Raw genomic sequence first — 13093 nt, forward strand, 5'->3', positions numbered from 1 at the left:
CACCCACTTAATTCATGCAGCACAGGCTGCACGCTTCCGGCTGGTTGACGTCGCAAAAGGGGAAAATCCATGTCAGTTCTTACGCTTAACATCAGTATCCCGTCCTCGCAGGGGCTATTCAAGCCCGGCGAAGACAACGGACTTAGTGGTCAAAATACAAATTCAGCACAGGGGCAGCACCCCATCGATCGGCAAACCATTGAGCAAATGGCGCAATTATTGGGAGAACTGTTAAAGCCGCTGCTATCGCCACAGGCAGATAATGCAGCAGCAGGTAGCAATGACCAGACCAACGGAGTGGGCAACGCTGGCGGCCTGACGGGGCAAAATGGCGCAGCAGGGACTACCCCGCAGTCTGTCAACCAGACAATGCTGGGTGAGATGGGCAATAACGGGCTGGATCAGGCCATCACGCCCGATGGCCAGGGCGGCGGGCAGATCGGCGATAATCCTTTACTGAAAGCCATGCTAAAGCTTATCGCGCGCATGATGGACGGGCAAAGTGACACGTTCGGCCAGCCGGGATCCGGCAATAATGATGCGTCTTCCGGCCCTTCTTCGGCGGGGAATTATCCTGCCAGCAACGCGTCTTCTGGCTCTTCTCTCGGGGGAAGTTCTCTGTTAGGTAAAGCGTCTTCTGGCGGCACATCTCCCACCAATTCCTTCTCACCACCGTCCACGCCGACCTCCCCCACCTCACCGCTTGATTTCCCTTCTTCCCCCACCAGCGGTGCCGGGGGCAGCACGCCGGTCACCGATCATGCTGACCCTGTCGGCAGTACCGGCGTGGGGGCCGGAAATTCGGTGGGCTTTACCAGCGCCGGCGCTAACCCGACTGTGCTGCATGACACCATCATCGTAAAGGCGGGTCAGGAGTTTGATGGCAAAGGGCAAACCTTCACCGCCGGTTCAGAATTAGGCGATGGCGGCCAGTCGGAAAGCCAGAAGCCGCTGTTTATGCTGGAAGACGGTGCCAGCCTGAAAAACGTCACCATCGGCGATGATGGGGCGGATGGCATTCATCTTTACGGTGATGCCAAAATAGACAATCTGCACGTCACCAACGTGGGAGAGGACGCGATAACCGTTAAGCCAAACAGCGCTGGCAAAAAATCTCACGTTGACATCACCAACAGCTCCTTTGAGCACGCCTCTGACAAGATCCTGCAGCTGAATGCTGATACCACCCTGAACGTTGACAACGTGAAGGCCAAAGACTTTGGTACTTTCGTACGCACTAACGGAGGTCAACAGGGTAACTGGGATCTGAATCTGAGCCATATCAGCGCAGAGAACGGTAAATTCTCGTTCGTTAAAAGCGATAGCGAGGGGCTAAACGTCAATACCAGTGATATCTCACTGGGCAACGTTGAAAACCACTATAAAGTGCCGATGTCGGCCAATCTGAAGGTGGCTAAATGATGATAACACCCGATCGGGAACACCCTGTGGCAAGCTGGGTTGATGTGGTCAACAGCCAGCAGCGGCTGTCACCGGCACAGTACCAGGCTTTTCAACAGGCCATTTTACAGGTTAAGCAGCGGCTGCATCAGGTACTGAGCCGCCCGATGCCACAACGCCAGGGTAAGTTTGAGCTGGATAGCTTTGTCGACAGCCTGCATGCCGACTTTCTTACCGGTGACAGCGACAGCCCGAACGGTAACGTCGGTCAAACGGCGTGGTGGATCACCCGTTATCTGGCGGATCGCCTGCTGGAGTTGCAGCAGTTAGAGCAGCATCGCGGATTATAGTTGCCCTCATCAGCGTGGCTGCTCTTTGCAGCCACGCTGTTCTGGCCGATCGTCAGCGTGGTGCCAACAAAAAACGCAGCGGTCCTGCCGATGCGTTTTTTTTACTGCTTCTGTGCGGCGCTATCTTCTTTGTTTTCGCGCGGCCAAAAATTCACCTGCCCGCTGTATCTCCTGCAGGCGGAAACCTTCAATCGAGGTACTGTAAGAGTGGTTGATCCTGTCGGCACGATAGGCCAGGTTTCTGTGCAGCAGGGTTTCGGCATGCAGCCCGCCTTTATCTTTGCTGACGATAGCGTCCTGATGCCGGTGCCCTTCAACCAGGGCTTTCGAATGCGCATGCTTTAAAAATTCGGCGGGAACGGGAACCTGTTTTTCACCGCTGTGCAGCCGCGCAGTGTATTCATCATGATGCTTAAAGGACTTCAGGGCATTATTCAAAGCAAACATTGAGCAGCCTCTTAGGGAGTTTTGAATCGTATTTTCCACCACCTGCACTTTGGCTCCGCGCAAGGCGTGTTCAAGTTCGTGTTGCAAAAGCTCAGCCAAATTGCCCGGCGCGGACTCAAAACCCACAATCGAAGGACGATGGCCCGGCCGGAACTGGATGTCCAACGCCACGCGATGGTCACGCGCGCCCTTCAAGGGCGGATAGAGCACGCGCATAGACATCGGCTGCCTGGACTGCTGTACGCTTTTATTCTGATCCTTTATCGCCCGGTAGCACTCTTCGCTGCTCTTAAAAGTGCGCAGATTCAGCCCCGGGTTACGCGCGTTTTCCGCATCGGCCAGCAGCGGCAGTAGCTTTCTATCCATATCAGCGAGGTCGTTATCGGGTCCCGCTCCTTCCTTGACCAGTTCGGTCGCCAGTTTGGCATATTCGTACAGGCTTTTATCCAGTTTCTTTAACCCTGGCAAATCGATGGCGTCGGCCTTTTGCTGCAGGCGCTCGGGGATCTTCTCCGGCTTTTCCGGCACGGGGCTGGCGCGCAACATTTTAGGGGACTGCTGCATCGCATCATGAAAACGGGCAAACGTCGGGTTTTCACGGTTAGCGTGCTGACGAGATAGCGCCATAGATGGGCCAGCGGGCCCGGCAGCAGGCGCCGCCGAAGAGCTGGCCCCCGATGCGTATCTGGCGGCTGCGCGCGCACGATCCGGCGTCGCGGGCGTCTGGCTGGCATGATAGCGGTTGTTAGCAGGCAGCGCGTCCTGCCGCTGCAACCGTCTGCCCGTCTGCGCCGGTGAGGCCTGTGTCGATGAAGAAGGAGCGTGATCCGCTTGCTGGGACGGGCTTCTTTGCCCAGCCCTCAAACCAGATACATTCATGTGATTTTCCCGGCAAAATTTAACGTTAATCCCTGCTGCGTCAGCATGCGCGGGGCTGAAGCTGGCACAGCGTGGCTGTGCAATAACTTGCCCTGCCAGATTTTCGCCACTTCGATCATTTGCACACAGGCGCTCACGAAGCTGGCCTCATCCACTGATGACGGCTGGAAACGTTGAAACAATAACAGTTCGTTTTTCTCTTTATCCAGACCGAATGCCGCACCATCGCTCGAACCATAATGGAACAGATTGGCGGCGAGGATATCGGCTAATAGCGCGCCCTGCTGTGCGTCAGCGAGGGTGCCAATGCTCAGGTAAACAAACAGCCTGTTCTGCTGCTCCAGCCACTCCAGCGTCATCTCAAGCCCGTTAACCTGCAGGCAACAAAGTTGGCTGCCATCAAGCAACAGCGATCCGGCTTCCAGACGCCTGGCTAATGCACTCAGTAAATCTTGTATGACCATCACAGTCCCCATGGGTAACCTTGATGTATGGCGTGGAAGCGGATGAGGATCTTCCACGAGTCGATCAGCCAACGACGAGGCGGACAAGACACGCTTGCCCGCCATGCGACAGCTTAAGCCGCGCCCAGCTTGCCCAGTGCCATATTGTTAATGGTGTCACCGGCCATCATGGCATCAATACCCAGCGAAGAACCACCGGCACCGCGCGCCTGCAGGTTGCCGTTACCGGTATCACCCGCCATGGCGCTTTTGATCATGCCCTTGGCCTTGTTGAACTGCTCCATACTGGCGGGCGTCATTCCGTCGTCATCCGGCTTGCTCAGTGCTTTTGCCCAGGATTTATCATCCGTTTTCACTTCCTGGCCCGGCCCTTTCTGGTACTGCGGCTTGCCAAACACTTCAGGGTACTGGTCCATAAACTGGCCAATTTCCTTCGCCATCGCCCGGTCGCCTTTATTGACGAAAGAACGGGTGGAGCTGTCACTGTGCGTACCGATATCATTCAGCGCCTGGATGCCCGCTTTCATACCGATACCGGTACCCACGGCGTTACCCAACTGCTGGTAGTCAACCGGCCCGCTCAGGTTTTGCAAACCTTTGCCGCCCAGCCCAGAACCGTCAAGGCCAGTGCCAGCACTCCCCCCCTGACCGCCCCCCAGTCCGCCGTTGCCAAGGGTCTGGCTCAAACCGTTACCCATCAGGGCAGACAGCGCATCGCTTACGCCTTTTTTATAGGCGCTTTGTTCGCCTTCGGTCGGCTGCTTGCCGGCAGAAGAACCGCTTTGTGTACCGTCTTGCCCCTCGCCAAACAGGCTTTGCATTATCTCGCTGAACATCTTCATCAGCTGTTGCACCGGGTCGCTTGAGTCTGAGCTGGAATCTGTACCGGAGGTGGAGCTGTCGTTTTGGGACGTTGAGTTAATACCCAGCGCCTGGTCGAGCGCGGAACCCACTCCGGAAGCGGCGCTGCCCCCGATGCCCGACCCCAGAGAGGTCCCCACGGTTGCACCCAACGGGCCGCCTAACGCACCACCAATGCCGCCGCCAATGCCGCCGCCCAGCGTGCTACCCAGATCGCCGCCCAAACCGCCCAGGCCTCCACCTGAACCGCCCAGGCCTCCACCTGAACCGCCGCCCAGCAGACCGCCGCCAAAGCCGCCGCCCAGCAGCCCCGTTAAACCACCACCGCCCATCATGCTCATCATCATCATCATGCCGGTGAGCATGCCGGCCAGTTGATTGACCGTATCATTGTTATTGCCGCCGCCCAGACCCAGTGCAGAATGGTCACCCAGCCCTGCATTCTGGCGACTGGTACCCAGCAACCCGTTACCGCCACCCGCACCGCCGATGGAAATTTGCATCGTTGACGCTCCCAGCGCACTTGTATTCAGACTCATACCGTATTCCTCTATGAATAATTGAAACGTACCCTGCCGACCAGGCACGTCAAACGTGCCATGCCGAAGCCTTTATTGAGTGCTGGTTATCCCGCTCTGGTTCCGGAAAAGTGAGAAAAAAATCACCAGAGGGGTAAAGAAAAGGTGCTTGCCGGGATCAATCGCTCAGGGGAATGCCCGCCAGACTGAACAACTGAGCAATATGCTGTTTATCGCTCATGGCGGATTCGGGCAGCTGACGCCAGCAGGATAATACCCGGTCGCGGTTAAGGCACAGGAAGCATCCGTCCCAGACCTCCAGCTGTTGCGCACGGCGGCTGAGCAACCGCTGGTAAAGCCCGGCAGGCTGGAATGCCGGTTGCAGGTTCAGCATCACCTCACGCCCGCGCTCGCCACACAGGGCCAGTAATTCCACCCCTTGTTGCACCGGCCAGCGACAGCTTTGGCGCAGTTGCAACAGGCTAAGTAATGCCGGCAGCGAGGTCACCTGTGGGCAAGGATTATTCATTCACCGATACCCGGGTATAATCTGCCGGACCATTACGTAAACCGGGCTGCCACCAGATGACTAACTGACGAGCCTGAGACTGCGGGCGGCAGTCAACCGAGGTACATTCCAGGCCGTTATCATGACGTCCGGCGCAGGCGGTGAGCAACAGCGTGGACGCCAGCAGTAAACAGGAAGCGCTTTTCATAGTTTCCCTTTTCTTAACGATTCAATAAGGATTCGCGTGACGCGCGCAGCACGCGGCTTGGATCCGTGGCCAGATACACCTCTGCCGACTCGCCGGGTGCCAGCGCGCTGTGCGGCCACACCGCCACTGCCAGCGTGCGTTTACTGGCACAGTTCGCCTCATCAAAACGCAGAGGTTTGCTGCTGATATTGCGCACCACCCCCACGCTGAGATGCACACCGTTAGTACTACTGCTGTACCACTGGCCGCGAGTACTTTCGAACAGCAGTGAGGGCGTACTGCGGCAGACTTCACTCAAACGCGTACCGGACGTTTGCACCTGGAAACCGGCCGGCGACTGCCCTTCAGCCAGATCGCGCAGGGCGTTTTCCACCACGTCATGCTGATTCACATTACTGTGCCGCCTCTCCACGCGCCCCATGGCGTCGCTCAGTTGCTGGCGGTTATCGGCGGTGACATAACGCGTCGGATCGGTTTGATCGCCGATCAGGCGCGGGGTGAGGATAAACAGGCGCTGACGCTGAGAAATTTCATGACGCCTCGAACTGAACAGTTGACCAATCCAGGGAATATCGCCCAGCAACGGGATGCGCCGATCGCGATCGGCACTCTCTTCAACGTGGAAGCCGCCCAGCACCAGCGCGCGGTTCTCACTGATGAGCGCCTGGGTGCTGACCGTGCCGCGTTTCACGCCGGTAGCCTGCCCGTCACCGTTGGTCTGTACGTGGCCGTCTTCAATATCAATCATTAGCTGAATGCTGGAGTGGCCTTGATTACCTACCGCGCGCGGCGTCACCTGCAGGCTGGTGCCTGCCGTCACCGGCTGGATGTCCGCCACGCGTTCGCCGGTGGCGGTAATGTAGGCCGTCTGGCTGAAGTCGATCACTGCCGGCTGATTTTCCAGCGTCAGAACCGAAGGATTGGCGACGATCGAGGCAGTACCCTCGCCTTCCAGCGCCTGAATATCGGCGAAGAAACGTTTAAAGTCGCTGACAAACAGCGTACCGCTGCCGGACATCAGCGAGCTGCCGCCGGTCACACCGCCTAATGTGGCCTGCCAGTTGGCTTCCAGTCGGTTTAACGCCGTGCGGTCGATGTCCAGAATCACCGCGTCAATCTCAACCAGATTCTGCGGCACATCAATTTTGGCGATCAGCTGGCTGTATTCATCGCGCCGTTTATCGTCATCGCGGATCAACAGCGCATTGTTGCGCACATCGGCAGAGATGCGGCCGCTTACATCGTCAATATCGCTATCCCTGCCGCCCGCCTTGTTGGCAGATTTATTACGGCTTGATAAACGCGACAGTAACGTCTGGGTATTCTGCATCATGCTGGTGGTATCCGGGCCTCCCGGCGCACTGTCACTGCCGCTGGCGCTGGCCGGCGCTGCGCGTTTACCGTTCATCAGCTCATTCAGCATGGTGGCAACGCCGGGGATCACCACCGTCTGGTCACGGTAATGAATGGTGCGGTCGGCCACCGACGCATAGCGTAGCGGGAAGGTCATGACTTTACGTCGGTCTTCTTTCTTTTCGCGTTGCTCACTGAAGCGCTTAACCAGCTCCAGGTATTGCGGCGGCCCGGTCACCAGCACCACGCCATCATCCGGCAGTTCTCCCCAGCCAAAACGCGGATCAAGCAGGCCAATACCGCTTAGCGCCTGCTTGATATCCGGTGCGGCGTCCGGGGAGATCTCCAGACGTTCCGAGCTTTGCTCGTCCTGTGGGCTGACGTACAGCGTATTGTTGTAAACAAACCACTGGAAATGGTGCTCCAGCGCCAGCCTGTCGAGGAAAGCGCTGGCGTTATCAGCGCGGATCTTGGCGGTTACCTCTGCGTCTTCCACATTGCCAAGCTGGAGATCGACACTGTGTCCGTCAGCAAAATCTTGCAGCACCGTGGATAACGGCGTGCGATCGGCAGAATAGGCATAGGACTGTTCTTTCCAGTCGGCCGGGGTCTGCGCCCCCGCCGGAAGTGTTGCGCACAGCATCAGTAGCGCGCCCAGCAACCGGCAGCGCAACGCTCGTTTCTCAACCATGGTTTCCCCTTGGTAAAAATGCCAGGCTGTGCAAAGGCACCGCGCCATGGGTTGCCGCTTTTCTACGCGGTTGTTGTAGCATTGTCTGCCAGACATCACGTTGATTAAGCAGTGATTCCAGCTGTTGGCAGACGGCGTTAACCTCCAGCTGACGGATAGCTAACGCTAATATCAGGCTGTTGCCTTGCTGCGCCAGTGCGGCGGCATCGCGGCCAAAATAACGTAGGGTCGGAGCCGAAAGCTGCAACGCCCGCCCCAACAACTCATCGTCTAGCGACGCATTTACCGTCAGCTCTGCCAATGCAAAAAACTGTTCCGCCCGATGCTGCAACCAGACGACGCCGTCATCGACCGTTAGCTGTTGGTCTGTGCCAGGATTGTCGAGCCAGCGCTGCGCCCACTGTAGCAATTCAGTTGATCTCATTGATGATGGCTTTAGCAAGCCCGTGTTTAACCGTCAGCTCCTGGCTCGCCGCCCAGCTGGCGTTGGAAAGTCCCATACTGGCCTCAAAAAAGGCAAAACTGTCCTCCTGGCTGTAACCTTCACTGGCATTCAGGGTGGCATCGTCCAGTTGGGTTTGTGCTTTATCAAACTGACTGTCCAGGCGGCGCTGAAGCGGGCTGAGTGATGACATAATTAAACTCTCTCATTGAGTGGGTCCTGTCATTGAGTGGGATGGGGCGCGGCGGAGTTCCGTGGTGAAGTGAAGTTTTTTGTAGCGGCTTAGCACGCTGCCTGAGGAGGGAGTAAATGGCGCACCGCCTGCTGCCAGTCAAGGCACAATTCACCGTTAGCGGTGACCAGTTTCAGGCTATCTTGCGCCAGCGACTCATCCGGCTGTAGCTGCCAGGCCAGGTGGGCATGACTGCGTAACCAGTCGGCGATCTCAACCTGCTGTGCCGGATGACAATAAAGGCTGCCCTGTTCAGCCAGGGTTTTTGCCCGCAGCAGTTGACGTAATAGCGCCGCCAGCCGCTGTGTTTGCGGTACTTCAGTCAGCAACTGGCTAAGCGCCTGCGTCAGCACGCTGTCCATCACGTCAAGCACCTGTTCCTCCAGCTGCTGATATTGCTGCTGCCAGCTTTGCAGCAGCGTATCTGCCTGCTGCCAGAAGGCCTGCTCGGCGCGCTGTTGCGCACTCAACATCTCGGCTTCTTTCTGCCGCTCCGCTTCTTCCAGCATCGCCTGTGCCTGTTGCCGGGCCTGCTGCAGGATCTCCTGCCCCTGCTGCTGAATGCACAGCTGTGCCTGACCGATCACGGGTGCCAGATCGGCCTCCGCGTTCAGCAGGGTAATTCTTTTACGCGTCAACATAGTGGCTCCTGCGAGGCATACCAGAAAACCGCCTGCCACAGCGGTAGCAGACGGACAGGAAATTCGGCTATTGTCGGCAGCTGCTCCACCGCCTGTACCGCTTCTTGCGGGAAGGATAGCCGTAACCTTGGCCAGCACTGCGGCCCGGCGCGCATATTCAGCAGCCACAAACCCTTGATATCGCCCTCATCGCCGGGTAACCCGTCAAGCATGGGTAGCCACAGCCCGGGGCGCATCCCTTGGGCAATACGCCGACACCAGCGCTGTTGTTCCGGCAGCAGCGTGGTTTGGGTACTGCCACGCCAGCACACTTCCGCCGCCAGCCTTAAAGCCAGCTGGCGTTGCGACAGCGTTAGATTGAGCCATGCCAACAGATCGCCATCGACGGGGGTAAGCGCCGTTGCCAGCTGAAGCTGCTGGCAAATCATCGCATGATGGGTGCGGGCCAGCGCCGCCAGCCGGGTAGCCTCAAGCTGGTAAAAACTGGCCTGCCGCCACTGCGGATCGGCCGTCAGCCAGCAGTCAATGCACCACCAGCGCAGCCAGCGTAGCCCTGCATCGTCAGCAGCGGGCATTTCACTCATCTTTCTGCCCCGGCGGCGGTTGCTGCCGTTGACGATAGCGTTGCCAGTGCGGCCAACCCAGCACGCCCGCTACCACCATCAGGATCAGCACGCCAATCATGCCGCTCAGCCAGCTTAACTGTGCCGATTGCTCTGGCGTGACCAAAAACGGACCAAAGGACACCTTCGGCGGTTTATCCTGATAACTCTCGGCGGGAACGAAGACAATCGCCAGATCTTTGTCTGACCGACCGGCCAGGCCCGGCAGGCTGCTGGCAACCATGCGCCGGATGCGCGGTTCGATAATGTCGGGGTCGAGATCGGGGCGATATTTGATAAACACCGCTGCGCTGGCGGGCTGCACCGGTTCACCCGGCGCAATGCGCTCCGGTAGCACCACATGTACCCGGGCGACGATCACCCCGTCAATCTGACTCAGGGTCGATTCAACTTCCTGGGATAAGGCATAAATGTAGCGCGCCCGTTCTTCCAGCGGCGTGGAGATCACGCCGTTCTTTTGGAACACCTCGCCAAGGTTGGTGCGCGCCGGTCGCGGCAAACCCGCCGCATCAAGAATATGTACCGCCCGATTTAACTCTGCGGCATCTACCATCACGGTAATACCGTCTTTATTGGCCAGTTTTTCCGCCTGGATATGATAACGACCCAGCTCCGCCGCCACTTCGTTGGCGTCGTTTTCTGTCAGACCATGATTGAGTTCGACCTGGTCATTGCAGCCGACCAGCAGCAGTACCGGCAGCAAAAGCAGTATCTTGAAAGATAATTTAGCCATAGGGGGTTACTGCAAGTTGGTCAGTTTTTCCAGACTCTGTACGCCTTTGCCAACCAGTTTTGCGTTGAGCAGGCTCTCCAGATAATAGGAGGATAAGGTGCGGTTAGCGGCCATCACGCTTTGCGAATCAAGACTGCGCGAGACCTTCGCCAGCGCTCTGTCTGCCTGGTTGGCATGGCCACTGGCAGTCTCAGACAGGCTGGTGACTTTGTTTATCCAGGATTGATTGTCACTGCTTGCCGTTTTAGCGGGCGCCTGCAGCGCAGCGCTGAACCAGGAAGCATCCGCCGTGTGGCTGGCGGCAGAACTGACCTCACTATCCCCTGCGCTGACGGCGAGAGACTGGGCGTTACCGGCATTGATTTTCATAGCTCATCCTCATCGGCAGCGACAAAAAAATCCGGGCGGAGGTTAAGCACCTGGCGCCCGGCTAATCATCAGAACTGAATAGCTTTAGCCGCGTTGTGGCCAGAGTTCAAGGACTTAGAAGCAGAGTCCATTTTGCCATCAAGGATGGAGTTCTGGGTATCCATCTTCATTTTAGACGCCTGCGCATTGGCAGACTCGGTCAGTGACTGACCCATTGCTGATTCAAGAGTTTTAGATGCTGAACTGCTTGCGCTTGTAAGAAGACCGCTCATTTTAATCTCTCCAATTATTGAGGTTGCGTTTCAAGAACATCACACAATGTTCGTTAATTAAGTGGCGGACAGTTTCGATCGGTTCCCGTGAAACGCCATATTTTTATTTTTTTTCGCTGCGTTTACTGGCCGATAACCCGGCTGGTAGCCACGTTCAATAATTTGATGCGGTGATATAGCGTGCGTAACGGAATGCCCAATTCCTGCGCCGCATCATCAATGCTGTGACCGTGACGCACCAGGCAATCATGGATCACGTTCTTCTCAATGCGCCGCATCAGCTCTTTCAACTGCGGTCTTTCCTGCCCGCAATGACAGGAAAGACCCAGCGGCGGGAGTCCCAGCACGAAACGTTCAGCGGCGGCTTTCAGCTCGCGGATATTTCCCGGCCAGCTATAACTCAACAGGCATTCATAGTGTTCCTGAGTGATTTCGCGTGGCGCGCACTGCAGCGTGCTCGCCGCCTTTTGAATAAAAGAACGAAACAGCGGGATGATCACCTCAATGCGCGCCCGTAAAGGCTGCAATTGAATACTGACGGTATTCAGTCGGAAATAGAGATCGCGTCGGAAACTGCCGCGCTCTACCAGGGTTAACAAAGGCGTTTGCGTGGCGACAATGACGCGCATATTGACCGGGGTAAACTGGGTTCCGCCAAGACGTTCAACGCCCCTGTTTTCCAGCACGCGGAGCATTTTTGCCTGTAGTGAAAGTGGCATGCTGTCAATCTCGTCCAAAAACAAAATACCGTTATCCGCTGCTTCCACATAGCCAGCGCGCGCCTGCCCGGCCCCGGTATAAGCACCGTTATTGATGCCAAACAGTTCGCTTTCTGCCAGCGTTTCGGGAATTGCCGCGCAGTTAACCGCAACCAATTTCCCCTTGCAGCCGGAGAGTTGATGAATTTTTCGTGCCAGCGTGTCTTTTCCGGTTCCGGTCTCCCCCTCCAGTACCAAATCAATCTTCAAAGGTGCAACTGTTTTGATCATCTCAGACAATGTGTCGTGGATATCGATGGGTTGTTCTTCTGTCAAAGAGATGTGCTCTCTCCGTCCCGGCCATGGCCGGGACGAGTGTTCACTATTCCTGATGTTCATAAAAAATTACCCCTGCCCCTATCCATTATTTTTTTTTACATCGCTTCACTAACACAGCCCTGTTACAGCCCGAATACAAGACACAATTAATTACATTTATGCCTATAATATTTACTGTGAGTTTACGCTGCCATTAAGAAATACCCATACTAACGTTAAGAAACCATCGTCATAGGCTGAACATTAAGTAAGGAACCTTCAGGGGGCAATGTAGGGATTGCCCTACAAGCGGGTCATAAAATGGAAGCGGTTACACTCCGCGACCATTTTATACTGCTGTTTTAAATGGATTTTTTAAATATGGCGTGCTAAGAAAAATTTGCCAAAGGGGGAGGAGCCAGAGACGAATATAAGAGAATTCCTAAGTAATCAGACAATGACTAATGGCGTATTTCACGATGTCTGCATTGGTGGTAAACATCATTTTTTCCATTAAGCGTGCTTTATGTGTGCTGACGGTCTTATTGCTGATAGCCAGCGCTTCGGCAATGTGATTAACTCCCCTGCCGCGCGCTAACATCAGCATAATTTGCATTTCCCGCGCGGTCAGGCGTTCATGCATCGCTTCACTCGCGTGTGTGTATTCGGCAAAAACAATCTGTTCCGCCAGAACGTGGTCAATAAAGCGCTGGCCACGCGCCACGCGGTGAATAGCAGCCAGCAATGTCTCCGGGTCGTTGTCTTTAGTGATATAGCCCAGCGCACCACATTTCAGCACGCGCCGCGCAATCTGCGGCTCGCTGTACATAGTGAGTATCAGTATCGGCAGCTTTGGGTACTGTAAATGGATGCGGGTAACGAGGTCCTCGCCACAGACTCCCGGCATGCTCATATCCAGCAACAATAAATCAACCGGCTCAACGCGCAGCCCTTCCATCACCTGAGTGCCATTCCCGGCTTCGGCTACCACCACCAAACGTTCATCCAGCGAAAATATCTGCTTCAGTCCCTCACGCATGATGACATGGTCGTCCGCTACCATCAGGCGAATATTTTTATCCATG

Annotated in this window: 17 protein-coding genes; 2 read left to right on the forward strand and 15 right to left on the reverse strand. The window is 56.3% G+C overall.

Going from position 1 to position 13093, the window contains the following annotated elements; genetic code table 11:
- Positions 1 to 69 precede the first annotated feature (69 nt).
- Positions 70 to 1422, forward strand: a complete 1353-nt coding sequence (locus EPYR_RS15350) for a pectate lyase (protein WP_012669295.1) — start codon at positions 70 to 72, stop codon at positions 1420 to 1422.
- Entirely contained in the window at positions 1419 to 1751 is a 333-nt protein-coding gene (locus EPYR_RS15355; protein ID WP_012669296.1) for a hypothetical protein, read from the forward strand. The genes EPYR_RS15350 and EPYR_RS15355 overlap by 4 nt, the downstream gene beginning before the upstream one ends.
- A gap of 120 nt (positions 1752 to 1871) precedes the next feature.
- Here the strand turns inward: EPYR_RS15355 and EPYR_RS15360 are convergent, their stop codons facing one another.
- The 15 genes from EPYR_RS15360 to EPYR_RS15430 form a co-directional block, all read right to left on the reverse strand.
- Positions 1872 to 3077, reverse strand: a complete 1206-nt coding sequence (locus EPYR_RS15360; RefSeq protein ID WP_012669297.1) for a YopJ family acetyltransferase — start codon at positions 3075 to 3077, stop codon at positions 1872 to 1874.
- Positions 3074 to 3541, reverse strand: coding sequence for a type III secretion system chaperone (locus EPYR_RS15365; protein WP_012669298.1), 468 nt, complete (start codon positions 3539 to 3541; stop codon positions 3074 to 3076). The genes EPYR_RS15360 and EPYR_RS15365 overlap by 4 nt, the downstream gene beginning before the upstream one ends.
- 113 nt (positions 3542 to 3654) lie before the next feature.
- Positions 3655 to 4941 carry a harpin HrpZ family protein gene (locus tag EPYR_RS15370; RefSeq protein WP_012669299.1) on the reverse strand — a complete coding sequence of 429 codons (1287 nt, stop codon included), beginning with the start codon at positions 4939 to 4941 and terminating at the stop codon, positions 3655 to 3657.
- Positions 4942 to 5098: 157 nt separating this feature from the next.
- The gene (gene hrpV, locus EPYR_RS15375) at positions 5099 to 5449 is read right to left on the reverse strand and encodes an HrpV family type III secretion system protein (RefSeq protein ID WP_012669300.1); all 351 of its coding nucleotides are present in this window, start codon (positions 5447 to 5449) and stop codon (positions 5099 to 5101) included.
- Positions 5442 to 5636, reverse strand: a complete 195-nt coding sequence (hrpT, locus tag EPYR_RS15380) for an HrpT family type III secretion system protein (RefSeq protein ID WP_012669301.1) — start codon at positions 5634 to 5636, stop codon at positions 5442 to 5444. Before hrpT ends, hrpV begins: the two co-directional genes overlap by 8 nt.
- 13 nt (positions 5637 to 5649) lie before the next feature.
- The gene (gene sctC, locus EPYR_RS15385; protein ID WP_012669302.1) at positions 5650 to 7680 is read right to left on the reverse strand and encodes a type III secretion system outer membrane ring subunit SctC; all 2031 of its coding nucleotides are present in this window, start codon (positions 7678 to 7680) and stop codon (positions 5650 to 5652) included.
- On the reverse strand, positions 7673 to 8104 hold the full coding sequence (gene hrpG, locus EPYR_RS15390) for a type III secretion system chaperone HrpG (protein ID WP_012669303.1): 432 nt from the start codon (positions 8102 to 8104) through the stop codon (positions 7673 to 7675). Before hrpG ends, sctC begins: the two co-directional genes overlap by 8 nt.
- On the reverse strand, positions 8091 to 8315 hold the full coding sequence (locus tag EPYR_RS15395) for a type III secretion protein HrpF (protein WP_012669304.1): 225 nt from the start codon (positions 8313 to 8315) through the stop codon (positions 8091 to 8093). The genes hrpG and EPYR_RS15395 overlap by 14 nt, the downstream gene beginning before the upstream one ends.
- Positions 8316 to 8404: 89 nt before the next feature.
- Positions 8405 to 8995 carry a type III secretion system stator protein SctL gene (gene sctL, locus EPYR_RS15400; RefSeq protein ID WP_012669305.1) on the reverse strand — a complete coding sequence of 197 codons (591 nt, stop codon included), beginning with the start codon at positions 8993 to 8995 and terminating at the stop codon, positions 8405 to 8407.
- Entirely contained in the window at positions 8989 to 9579 is a 591-nt protein-coding gene (locus tag EPYR_RS15405; RefSeq protein WP_014539469.1) for a hypothetical protein, read from the reverse strand. The genes sctL and EPYR_RS15405 overlap by 7 nt, the downstream gene beginning before the upstream one ends.
- Complete coding sequence (gene sctJ / locus EPYR_RS15410; protein ID WP_012669307.1) at positions 9572 to 10351, reverse strand: type III secretion system inner membrane ring lipoprotein SctJ; 780 nt, start codon at positions 10349 to 10351, stop codon at positions 9572 to 9574. Before sctJ ends, EPYR_RS15405 begins: the two co-directional genes overlap by 8 nt.
- Before the next feature lie 6 nt (positions 10352 to 10357).
- On the reverse strand, positions 10358 to 10720 hold the full coding sequence (locus EPYR_RS15415) for an EscI/YscI/HrpB family type III secretion system inner rod protein (RefSeq protein WP_012669308.1): 363 nt from the start codon (positions 10718 to 10720) through the stop codon (positions 10358 to 10360).
- Between the two features lie 68 nt (positions 10721 to 10788).
- On the reverse strand, positions 10789 to 10992 hold the full coding sequence (locus EPYR_RS15420) for a type III secretion system major pilin HrpA (protein WP_012669309.1): 204 nt from the start codon (positions 10990 to 10992) through the stop codon (positions 10789 to 10791).
- Between the two features lie 122 nt (positions 10993 to 11114).
- Positions 11115 to 12089: a sigma 54-interacting transcriptional regulator gene (locus EPYR_RS15425; protein WP_012669310.1), complete on the reverse strand. Its 975-nt coding sequence runs from the start codon at positions 12087 to 12089 to the stop codon at positions 11115 to 11117.
- Between the two features lie 361 nt (positions 12090 to 12450).
- Positions 12451 to 13092: a response regulator gene (locus tag EPYR_RS15430; RefSeq protein ID WP_012669311.1), complete on the reverse strand. Its 642-nt coding sequence runs from the start codon at positions 13090 to 13092 to the stop codon at positions 12451 to 12453.
- Position 13093 lies beyond the last annotated feature (1 nt).

This window comes from Erwinia pyrifoliae DSM 12163 (assembly GCF_000026985.1).
GTDB lineage: Bacteria > Pseudomonadota > Gammaproteobacteria > Enterobacterales > Enterobacteriaceae > Erwinia > Erwinia pyrifoliae.

What these genes read in the sequence shown, in the direction of transcription:
- EPYR_RS15350 (WP_012669295.1), top strand. Translation starts at nt 70, where the DNA reads ATGTCAGTTCTTACGCTTAACATCAGTATCCCGTCCTCGCAGGGGCTA.
- EPYR_RS15355 (WP_012669296.1), top strand. Translation starts at nt 1,419, where the DNA reads ATGATGATAACACCCGATCGGGAACACCCTGTGGCAAGCTGGGTTGAT.
- EPYR_RS15360 (WP_012669297.1), bottom strand. Translation starts at nt 3,077, where the DNA reads ATGAATGTATCTGGTTTGAGGGCTGGGCAAAGAAGCCCGTCCCAGCAA.
- EPYR_RS15365 (WP_012669298.1), bottom strand. Translation starts at nt 3,541, where the DNA reads ATGGTCATACAAGATTTACTGAGTGCATTAGCCAGGCGTCTGGAAGCC.
- EPYR_RS15370 (WP_012669299.1), bottom strand. Translation starts at nt 4,941, where the DNA reads ATGAGTCTGAATACAAGTGCGCTGGGAGCGTCAACGATGCAAATTTCC.
- hrpV (WP_012669300.1), bottom strand. Translation starts at nt 5,449, where the DNA reads ATGAATAATCCTTGCCCACAGGTGACCTCGCTGCCGGCATTACTTAGC.
- hrpT (WP_012669301.1), bottom strand. Translation starts at nt 5,636, where the DNA reads ATGAAAAGCGCTTCCTGTTTACTGCTGGCGTCCACGCTGTTGCTCACC.
- sctC (WP_012669302.1), bottom strand. Translation starts at nt 7,680, where the DNA reads ATGGTTGAGAAACGAGCGTTGCGCTGCCGGTTGCTGGGCGCGCTACTG.
- hrpG (WP_012669303.1), bottom strand. Translation starts at nt 8,104, where the DNA reads ATGAGATCAACTGAATTGCTACAGTGGGCGCAGCGCTGGCTCGACAAT.
- EPYR_RS15395 (WP_012669304.1), bottom strand. Translation starts at nt 8,315, where the DNA reads ATGTCATCACTCAGCCCGCTTCAGCGCCGCCTGGACAGTCAGTTTGAT.
- sctL (WP_012669305.1), bottom strand. Translation starts at nt 8,995, where the DNA reads ATGTTGACGCGTAAAAGAATTACCCTGCTGAACGCGGAGGCCGATCTG.
- EPYR_RS15405 (WP_014539469.1), bottom strand. Translation starts at nt 9,579, where the DNA reads ATGAGTGAAATGCCCGCTGCTGACGATGCAGGGCTACGCTGGCTGCGC.
- sctJ (WP_012669307.1), bottom strand. Translation starts at nt 10,351, where the DNA reads ATGGCTAAATTATCTTTCAAGATACTGCTTTTGCTGCCGGTACTGCTG.
- EPYR_RS15415 (WP_012669308.1), bottom strand. Translation starts at nt 10,720, where the DNA reads ATGAAAATCAATGCCGGTAACGCCCAGTCTCTCGCCGTCAGCGCAGGG.
- EPYR_RS15420 (WP_012669309.1), bottom strand. Translation starts at nt 10,992, where the DNA reads ATGAGCGGTCTTCTTACAAGCGCAAGCAGTTCAGCATCTAAAACTCTT.
- EPYR_RS15425 (WP_012669310.1), bottom strand. Translation starts at nt 12,089, where the DNA reads ATGAACATCAGGAATAGTGAACACTCGTCCCGGCCATGGCCGGGACGG.
- EPYR_RS15430 (WP_012669311.1), bottom strand. Translation starts at nt 13,092, where the DNA reads ATGGATAAAAATATTCGCCTGATGGTAGCGGACGACCATGTCATCATG.